Source organism: Lentilactobacillus kisonensis DSM 19906 = JCM 15041 (genome assembly GCF_001434135.1).
In the GTDB taxonomy this organism is placed as follows: domain Bacteria; phylum Bacillota; class Bacilli; order Lactobacillales; family Lactobacillaceae; genus Lentilactobacillus; species Lentilactobacillus kisonensis.
The window spans coordinates 17986-35198 of the sequence record NZ_AZEB01000001.1 but is presented as its reverse complement, the minus strand read 5'-3'; the positions used below and the strand labels follow the sequence as shown (position 1 = coordinate 35198).

The following is a 17213-nucleotide window of genomic DNA, read 5'->3' as shown; positions in this document are numbered from 1 at the left end:
ATTACTTAACTGGAACTTCTTTCATAATATACGCTTCGACAACGTCGCCAACCTTAATATCATTGAAATCTTTGATCGTTAAGCCAAGTTCAAAGCCTTGCTTAACCTCATTGACATCATCTTTAAAGCGTTTCAAACTATTCAATTCACCAGTATAAACAACGACACCGTCCCGAATAAGTCGGACTTTACTATTCTTTTGAACGTAACCGTCAACAACCATTCCACCAGCAATTGTCCCAACCTTAGAAGCCTTAAAGATATCTCGAACTTCAACTTGGCCAGTAACCTGTTCTTTATAAGTTGGTGCAAGCATTCCCTTCATGGCCGACTCAACTTCATCGATTGCGTTGTAGATAACTTGATGAAGTCGAATATCAACATGGTCACTTTCAGCCTGTGATTTAGCTTGCGGCGTTGGCCGAACGTTGAAACCAATAATAATGGCATTACTTGCTTCTGCAAGGGCAACATCACTTTCATTGATTGCACCAACGGCAGCGTGGATAATGTTAACCTTAACACCTTCAACCTCAATCTTCTGCAGGCTGTTGGCGAGGGCTTCAACCGATCCTTGAACATCGGCTTTAATAACAATATCGACTTCCTTCATTTCCCCTTCTTTAAGGGAATCAAACAAGCTGTCCAAGGTTACTCGGGTTGTTTGACGACGTTCTTCGACCTGTGCTTCTTTTGCCCGTTCTTCACCAACTGACCGAGCAGTTTTTTCATCAGCGAAGACAACAAATCGATCACCAGCCTCTGGCACATCATTTAAACCAGTGATTGAAACTGGCATTGCCGGAGTGGCTTTCTTCAGATCACGACCACGTTCATTTGTCATGGTTCGAACCCGACCAAACGTATTTCCAACAACGATTGGATCGCCAACACGTAACGTTCCCTGTTGAACAAGCAACGTTGCAACGGGTCCTTGGCCTTGATCCAAACGTGCTTCGATAACGGAACCAGCACCAGGTTGGTCGGGATTTGCTTTCAATTCAAGCATTTCTGCTTCCAGAATAATCATATCCAGCAATTCATCAATATTCTTACCAAACTTAGCAGAGATATTAACAAAAATAGTGTCACCACCATTGCTTTCAGGGATCAAACCGTACTGCATCAATTGATCAGTAACGTGTTGTGGATTTGCATCTGGTTTATCAATCTTATTGATTGCAACAATGATGGGTGTCTTTGCCGCTTTAGCATGGTTGATCGCTTCAATTGTTTGCGGCATGACACCATCATCGGCAGCAACTACCAACACGGTAATGTCGGTAATATTCGCACCACGAGCCCGCATTTCAGTAAAGGCGGCATGTCCAGGTGTGTCCAAGAATGTAATTAAATTATCACCGTGGCGAACTTGATAAGCACCAATTGCCTGCGTAATTCCACCGGCTTCACCAGCAGTAATGTGGGAATGCCGTAAATGATCAAGCAACGTTGTCTTACCATGATCAACGTGACCCATGATCGTGACAACTGCTGGCCGGGATTCCTGATGATCCGTATTGGTTTCTTCTTTTTCAAAGATTTTATCTAAGTTAGACAAATCTTGATGGACTTTTTCTTGAGCCGTAATCCCATAATCAGCTGCTAGAATTTCGATTGTATCCTTATCAAGTGACTGGTTTTGGTTAACCATCACACCTAACATAAATAATTTCTTAACAATCTCAGCGGGTTCACGGTGCAAAATCTTACCAAGATCTTGTGCATTCATTCCGTCTTGATATTCAAGTACCTTTGGCAATGGCCGCTCTTTACGTTCAGGAGCCCCATGGTGTTCAACTTGACGCAACCGCTGATTCTTTTGCTTCCGTTGCTTCTTGTTGCGCTTTTTGTTGAATTTCCTTGAACCACCACGATTATTATTACGATTCAAACTACCGCCAAAGCGGCCACTTCCCGTATTACGGTGAGCATTATTTGAATAATTATTGCTATGATTGTCACTCGTTCGATTATTAGTTGACCCTGAAGTTGAAGCGGTAGCAGGGCGACTAGATCGAGTTGTGTTCGAATTATTAGTGGTGCGGTTGCTGTTATTTCGAGAATTATTATGAGACTCATTCCGATTATTACTATTGTTGTGAGTCTCATTTCGATTATTACTGTGGTTATTTTGACTCTGGTTATGACGACTACCAGTCGAATTCGTTGTTGCCCGACCGCCGTTATTGGTATGACGGTTATCATTACGGGCAGTCGAATTATGATTTCTTGAATCGCCACGGTTATCAGAATGCGTCGTCACGTGTTGGCTATGCGCATTATGATTGCTATTTTGAGAATCATTATTTCGGGCAGTTGAATGATTCGATGAGCCATGATTACTGGTTGAAGTCGAGTGACTTTCACCGGGTTTCTTTGTTACGTGAGTAGTTGAATGCTGCGATTTAGTTGGTTGCGGCCTAGCTTGGTGGCTTGAAACACTTGCACCCTTGCTAAACATTTTCCTAATTTGTTTTTCTTGATTATCATCAACCGTTGACATGTGATTCTTAATTGTAAAGCCGGCTTTATCGGCTCGGTCAACGATTTGCTTACTGGAGACATTGAGTTCTTTAGCTAATTCGTAAATTCGCTTTTTCCCCATATCATCACTCTCCCTTATTATTATCGGTTAGCTCAACCAATTTTTTTGCCATACCCCGATCGGAAATTCCGATAATCGTTCTTTTCATACCGATTGCATTACTAAGCACTGCTTTAGTGTACATGTTATTCACGGGGACGTGGTAGTAATTAGACTTATCTGTAAATTTTTTTTGAGTCGCTTTGCCAGAATCCGAGGCGATAAACAAAAAGTGGACTTTGCCGCTTCTTATCTCAGAAAGTAATTTATCCTGCCCAGATACTATCTTACTCGCTCTTCTAGCAATTCCAATGAAATTTAAAATTGCCTGATTATTGTCCATTTTCAAACAACTCTTTTCGAGCTTGTTTATGATCAACATAAGCGATTAGTTCATCGTAAAAATTGTCTTCCAGTTTGGTTGAAAAGACCTTCTCAAAAGTATGCTCTGCCTTAGCTTTTTTAGCAATATCCACATTTATTGAGATATAAGCACCCCTGCCAGACTTTTTACCGGTTTCATCAATAGAGACATTCCCTGCCGAATCACGAACAATTCGTACTAATTCCTTTTTAGGAGCCATTTCTCCAGTGACGATATCTTTTCTCATTGGAATTTTTCGCTTTTTCATACAATCGCCTCCTAAAAATTAATCCTCATTGGGTTCATTCGTATCCGGATTGTCTGGATCCGCAGCTGGTTCTTCAGGTTCAGCAGTATCATTAGGGTCATCAACTTCATCGGTTGAATCGCCTTCCGTTGTTGCCTTTTGGTTAGCCAAAAATTCTTTCGCTTCGGTTTCTGACTTAATATCAATCTTAAAGCCAGTTAACTTAGCAGCCAAACGCGCATTTTGACCTTTTTTACCAATTGCCAGTGATAATTGATAATCAGGAACAATGACGGTACATGCCCGATCGTTATCAGGATCAAAAATAACATCGACCACCTCGGCTGGATTTAAGGCGTTGGCAATGTACGCAGCATCATCTTCGTCCCACTCAACAATATCCATGTTTTCGCCATGAAGCTCATTAACAATCGTTTGAACCCGTTGTCCTCGAGGGCCAACAGCTGTTCCAACCGGATCAATATCGCTACTGTTTGAACGAACAGCAACTTTGGCTCGATCCCCAGCTTCCCTAGCAATAGAGACAATTTCTACAGTTCCATCATAAATCTCTGGAACCTCTTGTTCAAATAAACGTTTTAACATGCCAGAAGCAGTTCGACTGACGAATACCTGAGGCCCCTTAGTCGCATTCTCGACCTTCGTTACATAGACCTTGATTCGATCCTGTGGCCGATACACTTCATTTGGCATCTGATCTTTGGCTCCCATAACGGCTTCAACCTTACCTAAATTTACGTATACGAACCGCGTATCTTGACGCTCAACCGTACCCGTTACTAGCTCATCCATGTACTTAGAATATTCATCAAAAATATTTTCTCGCTCAGCTTCACGGACTCGCTGCATGATCACTTGCTTGGCAGTTTGAGCAGCAATTCGACCAAAGTTCTTTGGGGTTACCTCAAACTTAATTTCATCGCCTAATTCATATCCTTTGTTAATCTGAAGCGCATCATCCAGGGTCACTTGAAGTTGGTCGTTTGTCACGTCGTCCACAACGGTCTTAACCGAATAAACGTGCATTTCTCCCTTAGTCTCATCAAAATCAACTTCGACGTTTTGCGATTGCCCATAGTTTCGCTTGTATGCGGAAACTAAAGCAGCCTGCAAGGCCTCGATAACGACCTCTTTTTTGATACCCTTTTCTTCTTCTAGCGCTGAAAGAGCACCTAAAAGTTCTTTACTCATTCTTACTGTCTCCTTTGATTAGAATTTAATTGCAAGCCGTGCTTTGGCAACTAAATCTCGTGGAATTTCGACAACTGGGTGCTTGCCCCATTTATCATTTTCCATCACTAGCTTATCATCATTGAGGGTCTTTAAAGTCCCCTCAAATGACTTGCTGCCATTTAAATTTTTATATAGCGAGACGTTAATGTACTCACCGACTGCCTGCTTTAATTCCGCCTCATTTCGAAGGGGACGTTCAGCGCCTGGTGACGATACCTCCAAGAAATACGCTTGGGGGATCGGGTCTGGATCTAACTCGTCTAATTTTTCACTTAATTCATCGCTAACTAAAACACAGTCATCAATAGTTACCCCGCCTGTTTTATCAATATAAACGCGTAGGTACCAACCGCCTTTTTCTTTTACAAACTCAACGTCGAATAAGTAAAACGAATGTTTATCTAAAATTGGTTTGACGACCTGTTTAACCGTTTCAACAACATTGCTCAAAAAAAAGGCCTCCTAAAAATTATCCATTAAAAAGAGCGAGCATTTCTGCTCACTCCTTGCAAGTTATTTAGTAAATTAAGTATACCATACGGTTAAAAAATTACAAATTTAACTTACCTAAGCCTTACATCATATCAAACAAACTCAATTGATTTTCATCTGGCAGCCCATCTAACACATGGTTTTCGGTCATAAAATCAATCAAAGTTTTGGAAACCTTGCCACGCTTTGCTAAATCTTCCTTAGAAAGAAATGGCTTATCCTCTCTAGCAGCTACAATTTGCTTAGCAACGTTCAAACCCAACCCAGGAACCGAATTAAATGGCGCAATTAACGTATTACCATCAATTAGCCATTCACTCGCATCGGATTTTGCGAGATCGACCATCTGGAAATCATAGCCCCGCTCAAGCATCTCATTGGCGAGTTCCAAAACGGTCAATAAGTTTTTTTCTTTCGTGGAGGCTTCCATTCCCTTATCATTAATTTGTCTCATGGCATTTTTGACAGCCTCTTTTCCCCGACACATTGAGACAATATCGAAATCGTCAGCTCGGACAGAGAAATAGGCAGCATAATAAATCATCGGGAAGTAAACCTTAAAGTAAGCAATTCGTAATGCCATCAAGATATACGCAGCGGCGTGGGCCCGTGGGAACATATACTTAATCTTTAAGCATGATTGGATATACCAATCAGGAATCTTAGCTTTCTTCATTTCAGCCTGCCAATCGTCAGGAATTCCGCGCCCGTGACGGACGCTTTCCATAATCTGGAATGAAAGCTCGGAATCTAGCCCCCAGTTGATGAGATCGGTCATAATGTTATCCCGACAACCAATCACGTTGGCAATGGTAGCTGTCCCGTTCTTAATCAGTTCATCAGCGTTACCCATCCACACATCAGTTCCATGCGATAACCCTGAAATTTGAAGCAACTCAGAATAATTGCTTGGATGCGTTTGCTCAAGCATGCCACGGACAAATCGGGTCCCAAATTCTGGTACCCCGAGCGTCCCGGTTTTCGATTGAATTTGATCTTCATTGACCCCAAGTATTTTAGGACTTGAAAAAATCGACATCACTCCTGGGTCATCCATTGGAATAGTTTTTGGATTGATTCCTGATAAATCCTGAAGCATCCGAATCATCGTTGGATCATCATGCCCCAGAATATCAATTTTTAAGATATTATCATGAATAGAATGGAAATCAAAATGGGTCGTTTGCCAGGCAGCATCTTGATCATCAGCTGGGTATTGGATCGGCGTAAAGTCGTAAATATCCATGTAGTCCGGCACAACGATAATACCAGCAGGATGTTGCCCAGTTGTCCGTTTAACCCCAGTCGCTCCTTTGGCGAGGCGATCTTCTTCAGCTTGACGGTAAACTTTTCCCTTATCGCGTTCATAGGCCTTTACATATCCATAGGCCGTCTTGTCAGCAACCGTTCCAATTGTCCCGGCTCGAAAAACGTTTTTCTCGCCAAATAAGACTTTTGTATAGTTATGGGCAATTGGCTGATAATCACCCGAAAAGTTTAAATCGATATCAGGAACTTTGTTTCCAGTGAACCCAAGAAACGTTTCAAACGGAATATTATGACCATCGCCAATCATCAAAGTTCCACATTCAGGACATTTCTTTCGGGGTAAATCATAGCCCGAACTATATTCACCCTTTGTGAAGAACTCCGTATGACGACAATTAGGACAACGGTAATGCGGCTGAAGAGGGTTAACTTCCGTAATTCCGGTTAAAGTGGCCACAAGGCTAGAACCAACGGACCCCCGTGACCCAACTAAATACCCATCTTTATTACTTTTAGCAACTAATCGTTGGGCAATTAAATAAATAACTGAGAATCCATTTCCAATAATACTTTTTAATTCTTTATCTAACCGATCTGAAACGATCTTAGGTAATGGATCACCGTACCATTCGTGAGCCGTATCCATGGTCCGAGTCTTGATTTCATCCTCCGCTCCAGCCATTCGTGGCGTGTATAGCTTATCTTTCAGTGGATGAACGTCGTCAATTTCGTCGGCAATCTTGTTTGTGTTAGTAACAACAATTTCCTTAGCCTTATCAGCTCCTAAGAATGAAAAATCACCAAGCATTTCATCCGTTGTTAAGAAATGTAAATCAGGTAATTCCTGTCGATTTAGTGGGTTAGCCCCACCTTGTGAATTAATTAAGATCTTACGATAAATATAATCTTGTGGGTTCAGGTAATGAACGTCTCCGGTTGCGACCACGGGCTTCTGTAATTCATCCCCTAATTTGACAATATTGGTGATAATCTCTTCCAAATTATCTTCGTCAGCAATTAATCTGGACTCAATCAATGGCGCATACGCCCGCCGCGGTTGAACTTCTAAGTAATCGTAGAACTGCGCTTTTTGACGCGCTTCATCCATTCCTTTTTGCATCATCGCAGTAAAAACCTCACCAGATGAACAGGCGGACCCAACGACGATGCCATCCCGGAACTTCTCAAGTTGACTACGGGGAACTCTGGGAACCCGATGGAAGTATTCAACGTTAGATAGTGAGACAATCTTGAACATATTTTTTAAGCCCACTTGCGTTTTTGCAAGTAAAATGGCGTGAGACGGCCGGGCATGCCGATAAGCATCGTTGTCAGTCATATGGTCGTTAAGTTGATCATGGTAAGCAATTCCATACCGTTTCTCAGCATCTTTTAGAAACAGGTAGTTTAGATGCCCCGTTGTCTCCGCATCATAAATTGCCCGGTGATGATGTTCCAAACTAACATCAAATTTTTTGGCCAATGTGTTTAACCGGTACCCCCGCATGTTTGGATACAGAAACCTTGCAAGGGTCAGCGTGTCAATAATGGGATTCTCCATCTCATGCATCCCATGACGACGATACCCTTTGTTCATAAAGCCCATATCAAAAGTAACGTTATGGCCAACGACGATAGCATCCCCACAAAATTCCCTAAAGAGCTTGAAGACTTCTTCCTCAGACTTTGAACCATGAACCATATCATCGGTAATCGAAGTTAGGTTTGTGGTTTGCTCAGACAAATGAAATCCGGGGTCAATAAACTCCTCAAATTGATCGATAACATTACTATTCTTCATTTTGACCGCCGACAACTCAATGACACGATCGTACATCGCCGACAATCCAGTTGTTTCGGTATCAAAAATGACGTAAGTTGCATCAAGTAAGGGAATATGCTTGTCGTTATAGGTAATTGGTACCCCATCATCAACCAAGTTAATTTCGACCCCATAAAGCATTTTAATATCATTCTTTTCAGCCGCATGAAAGGCATCTGGGAATCCCTGAACCCCGGCATGGTCAGTTATCGCCAGGGCTTTATGCCCCCATTTTTTTGCTTGCTTTGTAAAGTCAGCAATATTGTTAGTTGCATCCATTTGACTCATCGATGTATGCAAATGGAGTTCAACCCGTTTTTCACCTTCAGGCGCACTATCCTGACGAGAGACTGTCTTAACGGGGTTGATATCGTATGCATTCAAAGTTAATTCATGAGAATAATTGTCCTCTTGAACATTACCACGAACCTTGACCCAATCGCCCTCATTAACACCCTCAAAAAGAGCCTCTTCACCCTTATTAGAAAACTTCTTAACTTGAATTGAAGACGTATAATCGGTGATTTTAAGCATCAAAAGTTGCCGGCCAGAACGCAACTCGCGGATCTCTTTGTTAAAAACATAACCCGAAACAACGATTGAACGCTCTTCTTCCGTAATTTCCTCTAACTGAGTTACTGGTAAATCACTCTTGATTTTTCGCCCAATGATCCCCTTTGCTGGCCCACCAGCGCGTTTGGGCTTCGCAGCGTTGCTTTTAATGGCTTCGTTGGCCTTTTTAACTAATTTAGCATTCGCCGCTTCGTTCTTTTGTTTGAGTGCTTTGATGTTTTGCTGGGAAGTGCTTTCATCCACAATCGTATGAATTGTAAAGTTGGGGAAGCCGGCCTGTTGATACATTTCTTCAATTGGTCCAAGGGCTGTATTGGTCATAAAGTCCTTCACAATATCATTTTCAGCTACAAATTCAATTCTGGAGTCGACAATCGAGGGCGACTTATCCTCACACAATTCCTTAATTAACGGTGATGTCACACCACTGTTAACCACAACCCATTGCCAATACTGACGCAACAATTGTTCATTAAAATTATTATCAGTCGCCGAAATATTAAGGGAGACACTTGCGATTTCAGTAAAGGCAGCCTTGAGACGAGCATTAAAATCAGTGAATACTTCAAATGGCAAGATTCTTGGCGTGGTTATGTCAAATTGCCAACGATTACTCTGCTGGTGGACTTCAAGACGGTCAATTTGGGCACCTTGAAAATAAGGCATCGTAGCCGCCTTTTGCCATTGGAGTTGTTGTAACAATTTTTCAAACAATTCATTTCGATCTAAACTCACGACAAATCCTCCTTGATTTAGTACAAAAAGTGGTTGGAATCAAAACGCTCACTGTTCCAATCACTTTATTTGATCTGACAACAATGACATCCGTAAACAGATCACTATTTTCTTATAACTCTCTCGTACTCACCCAAACAAAGTTAATCAAGATTTTTTAATAATATTTTAATCGTTTCACTTAATTCGGCAACTTTACTCTCGACAGTTTCGCCATTTTTGCGGATCTTAATTTCAACAATTCCCTCATCAGCTTTTTTACCAATGGTAATTCTTAACGGAATTCCCAATAAATCAGAGTCAGCAAACTTAACGCCTGCCCGCTCTTTTCGATCATCAACCAAAACTTCAAATCCAGCTTTCGTCAAATCAGATTCAATTTGATTAGCAAGATCCATTTGAACTTGTTTCTTTGCATTTATTGGAATTACATGAACCGTATACGGGGCAACTGCAACCGGCCAAATCAACCCATTCTCATCGGCATTTTGCTCTGAAATTGCCGATAATAACCGGCTGATTCCAATTCCATACGAGCCCATAATAACAGGGACTGATCGACCATTTTCGTCAAGAACATTCGCTTTTAAAGACTTTGAGTATCTAGTTCCTAATTTAAAAATGTGGCCAATCTCGATTCCGCGAGTAAATTTGAGCTTTCCTTTACCATCAGGCGACAACTCGCCCTCTTTAATTGTAACGAAATCAGCAACTTCATCAATGCGAAAATCACGATCAGAATTAGCGTTTACGTAGTGATAACCGTTCTCATCGGCACCAACAACGGCATTCTTCATGTTAGCAACTCGCTGATCAGCAATAATCTTAACATCTTCACTAACCCCCACTGGGCCAAGTGAACCAAAGTCAGCGCCCAGGTACTTCTTTGCCTGATCATCAGTTGCCAAATCAAGGAAATCCGCTTTGAGGTAGTTTTTAACCTTCACTTCATTAACATCGTAATCACCACGAACAAGCACCATCACCGGCTTTTCATCGGCAATGTACAACATCGACTTAATTGTTTTAGTTTCGGGTAAATCCAAGAGCGCTGCCACTTCTTTGATTGTTTTAGCATTTGGCGTGGCAACCTTTGTCATTTCAGTTTCGGCTTCATCATCTGGCGCGTCGACCACCTTCGATGTTGCCATTTCCAAATTAGCGAAGTAATCACTTTCATCAGAATAAACAATCGTGTCTTCACCCACAGCAGCCATCGCGGAAAATTCCTTGGAATCTGAACCGCCCATTGCTCCACCATCACCGATAATGACGCGATACTTTAAACCGATTCTGTCAAAGATGTTTCGATAAGCTTTCTCCATTGCTTGATAGGCGTTATCCAAATCAGCTTCGTTGGTCGCGAATGAATAGGCATCCTTCATAATGAACTCGCGACTTCGTAACAGCCCATATCGGGGACGGTTTTCATCCCGATACTTATTTTGAATTTGGTACAAGATCAATGGTAATTGCTTGTACGACTTAATTGAATCACGAATGAGGGCAGTAAAGGTTTCCTCATGAGTTGGCCCAAGAATAAAGTCGGTATCATGCCGGTTTTTAAATTTAAACAGTTCTGGTCCGTATGTATCGTATCGGCCCGACTCCTTCCAGAGATCGGCCGGTAAAATGTCTGGCATCAGCATTTCATGTGCAGAAGTCTTAGCCATTTCTTCACGCACAATTGTCTCAATTTTTGATAAAACTCGATAAGCGAGTGGCAAGTAAGCATACATTCCAGCTGAAACCTGTCGGATATAGCCAGCTCGTACGAGCATACGATGGCTTAACGCCTCTGCACCACTCGGTGTTTCTTTAAGTGTTGGCACTAAAATCTGTGATTGCTTCATTGAAAAAATTCTCCTTTAAATTCTAATTATGAATCAATGTAAGAAGTAACGCTCAATATCATTCCATGTAACCAAAATCATCAGCAGCATTAAGAAGGCAAAACCAATTAACGTCACAATGGTTTCAGTTGTCTGTGAAACGGGCTTTCGCCTAATGGCTTCAATAATATTTAAGATTAATTTTCCACCATCAAGCCCTGGAATTGGCACCAAGTTAATGATTGCTAAGTTTAGTGATAGGAAGGCTAAAAATCTTAAGACACCGGCAATTCCCAATGAGGTTGCCTGCGAAGTTGTCGCAAAAATTGCAACTGGGCCGCCAAGATCGTTCAAGCTGAAATGACCACTAACCATTGACCAAAGTGCACCTAATAACGTTTTACCCATTGACCATGTTGTTGTAAAACCAGACAAAATCTTAGCCTGGAAACTGGTATCCATCGTTTGAGTAATACCGATGAAACCAGTCTTCTTACCGTTAGCTGTCTGGGATTTTGGTTTCATGTAAAGTGATTTATTTTGACCATCCCGATTGACGATAACAGAAATTCGTTTGTCAGGTTTGGCTTGAATCTGGATCGCCATATCCTGCCAATTACTCGTTTTATGACCATCAATTGAGACAACCTGGTCGCCAGACTTCATTCCGGCATCCCTAGCCACTGAATCATTAGGCATCACATTAACTTTATTACTATTTGATGCCACGCCCCCCTGAACGAACCCTAAAATTGTGTAAACTAAAATCGCCAAGATAAAGTTATTAAAAACCCCGGCAACGTTCGTTAACATTCGCTTTGGTAACGGCGCTGATTGGAACTGAACATCTCGGGGCGCAATCTGCAGTTCCGTTCCGTCAGTTTCAATAATTGTGGCATCATGATCAACTGGGTACGACTTAATCTGAGTTTCGTCGCCATTCTCGTACCCTTTAACATATAGTTTTGTATCTAAATCCGTATCAGTTATTGTAACGGGAATTCCTTGAAATAGTGAGTGTTTATTACTGGTATTAATTGAAGTAACGACATTTTGATCGTTTAGTTGTAAGGTAACCGGCGTGCCGGGCTTTAACTCTTCTTCACCATCGTCAGCTTCACCAGCCATTCGAACGTACCCACCAAGCGGTAAGAGCCTCAAGGTAAACGTCGTCCCGTTTTTTCGATAATAAAACACTTTAGGCCCCATCCCAACAGAAAATTCTCGGACAAGGATCCCTGAGCGTTTTGCAATTATGAAATGGCCAAACTCGTGAAAGATCACCAGAATACCAAAAACGATAATGAATACAATAATTGTCCTTATCAAGTGACTCTTTCCTCCTAAAAACTAAATGATGCCAACTAAGTGAAGCATTGGCAGTACGAAAAGTAAACTGTCAAACCGATCTAAAATGCCACCATGACCTGGTAATATTTTACCAGAATCCTTGACACCATAGTATCGTTTAAGCGCAGATTCGATCAAATCACCAAACTGGCCAGCTATCGAAAGAATAACCGTGATAATGATCATTTGCAACAATGAGTATCCTTCGATTGGGAAGAAAAAAACAAAAATTGAACAAATAACCGTTGCAGCAAGTGAACCATAAACCGAACCTTCCCACGTTTTATTAGGGCTGATTCTAGGGGCTAACTTATGTTTCCCAAATAACCTACCAAAAATGTAGGCACCACTGTCAGTTGACCAAACAATGAACAGTGCGTAAAGCAGCACAATCAACGAAACACCGCGAGCCAGGATAAAGTAATGGAATCCCATTCCGACATAAAGCATCCCTAATGAAATAACACCCGCATCATCAAAAGTGAACAGATTTTTACTAAACACCGTCAATAACAACAGCATCAGAACAAACAAAAAGAAAACAAAATTTTGTTCAACCTTACCTGGTAGAATTGCCGTCCATGTATCCGGTAAAATTAACACGCTGACACCGAGATAAGCAATAATTGACTCGGCAGAAACCAGAATGCGTTTCTTCATTATCAACACTTCAGATACCGCGACAATTCCTAATGCCATTGCGGCAATATCAATCCAAATGTGTCCAAGAATGATGATTGGAATAAAAATGATTAGTGCAACTACTGCTGTTATTACCCGTTGTCTCAAGACTATTCGCTCCTATTTACTCGTTTTTAGACCACCGTACCGGCGATCCCGATGTTGATACGTTAAAATCATATCGGTTAACGTCTGTTCATTAAAATCCGGCCAAAGTACGTCGGTAAACACTAATTCACTATACGCAATTTGCCACAATAAGAAATTTGAAACCCGTTCTTCCCCACTTGTTCTAATTAAGAGATCTGGGTCAGACAATTTACCCAGAAAATTTGTCATCAAATGATCCGTAATCATTTGATCATCAATTTTATCGGGTTCAATTTGTCCGGATTTAACCTCACTCCCAATTTGCTGCACAGCCATTCGAATATCTAATCGACTTCCATAGTTTAAGGCAAAATTCAATATCATGCCAGTACACTGGCTGGTATCAGCAATTGTCCTGTGCACAGCTCGTTGCGTTTGGGTTGGTAATTGATCAATCACTCCCATGACCTTTACTTGAACATTGTTTTCAATCAATTCCGGAACAAAATTATCAAAAAATTTGACCGGTAAACTCATCAAAAAGCTTACCTCATCCGTGGGCCGCTTCCAATTTTCCGTTGAGAATGCATAGAGCGTTAATACTTGAACACCTAGCTTACTGGCAGCTTTGGTAATTGTTTTGACAGTTTCCATTCCCTGCCGATGACCGGCAATTCTTGGTAAATGCCGCTTTTGTGCCCAGCGACCGTTGCCATCCATTATGATTGCAATGTGTTTTGGAATCCGATTCGTATCTAACGTTGGCTTAGTTTGATTTGATTTATTAAACATGGCACACTCCTAAAATTAGCTTAAAGCAAAAATAAGGGATGAGAAGAACTCATCCCAAAATGCACTTAATTGTTAGTTTGCTGCACCATCTGGACGTTCAACCATTCGCCACTCACCACGATTAGCATCTGCGAGGGTGCTGAAATATTTGAGCAGCTTATTAGCATCTTCAGGGCTCTTTTGGCCGAGCATGTTTAATCCCTTACCAGTAGTCATTGGCTCTGATAGGTCAGTAATTTCATTCCCCTTTTCGATAGTCGCATTGGAAAAAGCAATTACCCAATCTTCTTCTACTAATTGAGAAACAATGAAAAAGAGGTTAAAATCATCCGTTACAAATGCCGGCATTGCGTATAAGTCATCTTGAACTGGTTGTAAATGACCCCCGTTGTAATCAAGTACGGAAAGATTATCCGCTGTTACTGGTTGGTTAAGCTTAAAAAGCATCTTCGCAAATTCATCAGTTCCAGGAACGACTGCAACTTCGTCATCTTTATTTGTATTATCTGAATTTTTATCTGTCATCGTAATCTCTCTCCTTCTAGCCGTTAATGACTTCGTCTTCCTTGTCAGAAACGATGCCGTCGACACTTTTAATAGAGCTATCGGTCAACTTTTGAACTTGGTCTTCAAAGCGATGTAGTTCATCGTCAGTAATGTCTTCATTCTTATTACTGCGCTTCAAGGTGTCCATCGCTTCTCTACGAACGTTTCTAATCGCAACTTTGCTATCTTCACCTGTGGCTTTAACTTGTTTAGCAACCTCTTTACGGCGTTCTTCCGTTAAAGCTGGAATTGCTAACCGAATTGCGGTCCCATCGTTTGCTGGACTAAGACCTAAATCAGCCTCATAAATTCCCTTTTCAATGTCTTCAAGAGCAGATTTATCATAAGGTGTAATCAAAATAACCCGTGCCTCAGGAATCGTAATCGATGCAATCTGGTTAAGGGGCGTTGGTGCCCCATAGTAATTAACCATTACCCCATTAAGTAAGCTGGCATTGGCACGGCCAGCACGGATTTTTCCGAGTTCGCGTTCCAAGACTTCCTGAGCTTTTTTCATCTTTTGTTTTGCTTCACTTAATACTGCTTGTGAATCTGCCATAGTTATTTCTCCTTCACAGTCGTTCCGATACTTTCACCGATAACGACTTTTCTAATATTTCCTGGGTTATTAAGGTTGAAAACAACGAGCGGAATATGATTATCCATTGAAAGTGAACTGGCAGTAGAATCCATTACCTTGAGTCCCTTTTCAAGAATATCCATATATGTCAAAGTTTGAAATTTAACAGCGTCCTTGTTTGTGCGGGGATCAGCAGAATAGATTCCGTCAACCCCATTTTTGGCCATCAAAATTGCGTCAGCACCAATTTCGGCGGCCCTCAATGCAGCCGTTGTATCAGTAGAGAAATATGGATTCCCGGTACCAGCTGCGAAGATAACAACCCGGCCCTTTTCAAGATGACGAATTGCTTTCCGGCGAATGTATGGCTCTGCAATCTGACGCATCTCAATTGACGTTTGAACGCGGGTGGGCACGCCCAATGACTCTAAGTTATCTTGAAGTGCCAGGCCGTTCATCGTTGTCCCCAACATGCCAATATAATCAGCCTGAGCCCGTTCCATGCCCATTTCGGCACCGGCTTCACCACGCCACATATTTCCGCCACCAACAACAATCCCAATTTGAACCCCGAGATCAAATATATCCTTAATCTCTTGGGCAACGTTTTTGATAACGGGCGGGTTAATCCCAAATCCTTGTTTTCCGGCCAATGCCTCGCCGCTTAATTTTAAAATAATTCGATTGTACTTTACTTTAGACATCCAAGTGCCTCCCATTGTTAATCATTACACTCAATTTTAGCATACTAAGGAAGTTAGCAACAAGAAAACTGGCATTTTCAAGAATTCTTAGCATTTAAAACTAGTGAGCGGAGCAAAGCGGTTAGAAGCTGGAGCCTAAGTTGTCTTGATCAGAAATCCCGGTTTTGGATTTTTGGTCAAGACGGCTTAGGTGCAAGTTTCTGCTTTGCGCAGCTATCCTAATCAAAAAATGCTTCGTAATCCAAAATAACACATGGGCCTTTGTAAGTATACAAAAAAACTGGGATCAAAACGAAATGTCCTGTCTCAGCTTTTATTTGGGCTTGTTTTTTTACTTTAATTGATCCCGAACTTCATCTTCAAAACTTTCTTGCTTCTTTTCGATTCCTTCACCCACTTCGTAACGAATGAATTTAACAATCGACCCATTCTTAGAAGCAACATATTTGGAAACCGTTTGGTCTGGGTCTTTAACAAATTCTTGATCTTCTAAGCAAATTTCAGCCAAGAACTTGTGTAAGCGTCCTTCAACCATCTTTTCAACAATCTTCTCTGGCTTGCCTTCATTAAGGGCTTCCTGGGTTAAGACTTCTTTTTCATGAGCCAAACGATCTGCAGGCACTTCATCTTTATTGAGGTACTCGGGATTAGTGGCAGCAACGTGCATTGCAACATCCTTTGCAGTTGCTTCATCGGCGCCTTTCAATTGAACCAAAGCGCCAATTAACCCACCATTATGCAAATATGAGCCAAATACTTCATCATCATTCTTTTCAAGAATTGCAAAACGACGAAGGGTTACCTTTTCACCAGTTACCTGAGTTGTCTCAATCAAGTCGTCCTTTACAGTCCCTTTATCAGTTTTTAGTGCTAAAGCAGCATCAACGTCAGCTGGCTTATTAGCAACAATTGCATCACTTACCCGACTAACAAGTTGCTTAAATGGATCACTGCTGGCAACGAAGTCAGTTTCTGAATTAATTTCCACAATTGCAGCTGTATTACCATTAGTAACAATGGTTGTCAATCCATTAGCTGCAACGCGGTCACTCTTCTTTTCAGCCTTAGCGACGCCCTTTTCACGTAAAACTTCGATTGCCTTATCAAAGTCTCCTTCAGTGGCAACTAAAGCCTTTTTGGCATCCATCATACCAACGCCAGTCTTTTTTCGTAACTGCATTACTTGAGATGCGGAAATTTTTGCCATTATAATGGCCTCCTTTTAATTGTCAATAAAAACTGACCCCACACCAAGGCCAAATTGGTCCAGAGCGATAGGGTCAGCCTAGTGCTTA

14 protein-coding genes are annotated in these 17213 nt (G+C 41.5%); all 14 read right to left on the bottom strand.

Features of this window, described 5'->3' with window-relative positions; translation table 11 throughout:
• Position 1: 1 nt before the first annotated feature.
• The 14 genes from infB to tsf all read right to left on the bottom strand — a co-directional run bounded on the left by infB (position 2) and on the right by tsf (position 17125).
• Positions 2-2608 (bottom strand): translation initiation factor IF-2, encoded by a 2607-nt coding sequence (gene infB, locus FC98_RS00190; RefSeq protein WP_056948972.1) that lies wholly within the window; start codon positions 2606-2608, stop codon positions 2-4.
• Between the two features lie 4 nt (positions 2609-2612).
• Positions 2613-2930, bottom strand: a complete 318-nt coding sequence (locus FC98_RS00185; protein WP_008857906.1) for a L7Ae/L30e/S12e/Gadd45 family ribosomal protein — start codon at positions 2928-2930, stop codon at positions 2613-2615.
• On the bottom strand, positions 2920-3219 hold the full coding sequence (gene rnpM / locus FC98_RS00180) for an RNase P modulator RnpM (protein WP_008857907.1): 300 nt from the start codon (positions 3217-3219) through the stop codon (positions 2920-2922). Before rnpM ends, FC98_RS00185 begins: the two co-directional genes overlap by 11 nt.
• An 18-nt stretch (positions 3220-3237) precedes the next feature.
• The gene (gene nusA, locus FC98_RS00175; RefSeq protein ID WP_056948970.1) at positions 3238-4410 is read right to left on the bottom strand and encodes a transcription termination factor NusA; all 1173 of its coding nucleotides are present in this window, start codon (positions 4408-4410) and stop codon (positions 3238-3240) included.
• Between the two features lie 18 nt (positions 4411-4428).
• Positions 4429-4902 carry a ribosome maturation factor RimP gene (gene rimP / locus FC98_RS00170; RefSeq protein ID WP_008857909.1) on the bottom strand — a complete coding sequence of 158 codons (474 nt, stop codon included), beginning with the start codon at positions 4900-4902 and terminating at the stop codon, positions 4429-4431.
• A gap of 124 nt (positions 4903-5026) precedes the next feature.
• Positions 5027-9343: a PolC-type DNA polymerase III gene (locus tag FC98_RS00165; protein WP_056948968.1), complete on the bottom strand. Its 4317-nt coding sequence runs from the start codon at positions 9341-9343 to the stop codon at positions 5027-5029.
• Positions 9344-9486: 143 nt separating this feature from the next.
• Entirely contained in the window at positions 9487-11196 is a 1710-nt protein-coding gene (locus FC98_RS00160) for a proline--tRNA ligase (protein ID WP_056948966.1), read from the bottom strand.
• A gap of 33 nt (positions 11197-11229) precedes the next feature.
• Positions 11230-12504 (bottom strand): RIP metalloprotease RseP, encoded by a 1275-nt coding sequence (gene rseP, locus FC98_RS00155; RefSeq protein ID WP_056948964.1) that lies wholly within the window; start codon positions 12502-12504, stop codon positions 11230-11232.
• A gap of 21 nt (positions 12505-12525) precedes the next feature.
• Positions 12526-13314 (bottom strand): phosphatidate cytidylyltransferase, encoded by a 789-nt coding sequence (locus tag FC98_RS00150; RefSeq protein WP_008857915.1) that lies wholly within the window; start codon positions 13312-13314, stop codon positions 12526-12528.
• 12 nt (positions 13315-13326) lie between these two features.
• Entirely contained in the window at positions 13327-14088 is a 762-nt protein-coding gene (locus FC98_RS00145) for an isoprenyl transferase (RefSeq protein ID WP_056948962.1), read from the bottom strand.
• 72 nt (positions 14089-14160) lie between these two features.
• Complete coding sequence (locus tag FC98_RS00140) at positions 14161-14613, bottom strand: hypothetical protein (RefSeq protein WP_054655471.1); 453 nt, start codon at positions 14611-14613, stop codon at positions 14161-14163.
• A 16-nt stretch (positions 14614-14629) separates the two neighbouring features.
• Positions 14630-15193, bottom strand: a complete 564-nt coding sequence (gene frr, locus FC98_RS00135) for a ribosome recycling factor (RefSeq protein ID WP_008857918.1) — start codon at positions 15191-15193, stop codon at positions 14630-14632.
• Positions 15194-15195: 2 nt separating this feature from the next.
• Complete coding sequence (pyrH, locus tag FC98_RS00130; protein ID WP_040471916.1) at positions 15196-15918, bottom strand: UMP kinase; 723 nt, start codon at positions 15916-15918, stop codon at positions 15196-15198.
• Positions 15919-16249: 331 nt separating this feature from the next.
• A complete protein-coding gene (gene tsf / locus FC98_RS00125; RefSeq protein WP_008857921.1) occupies positions 16250-17125 on the bottom strand; it encodes a translation elongation factor Ts in 876 nt (291 codons plus the stop codon).
• Positions 17126-17213: the final 88 nt, after the last annotated feature.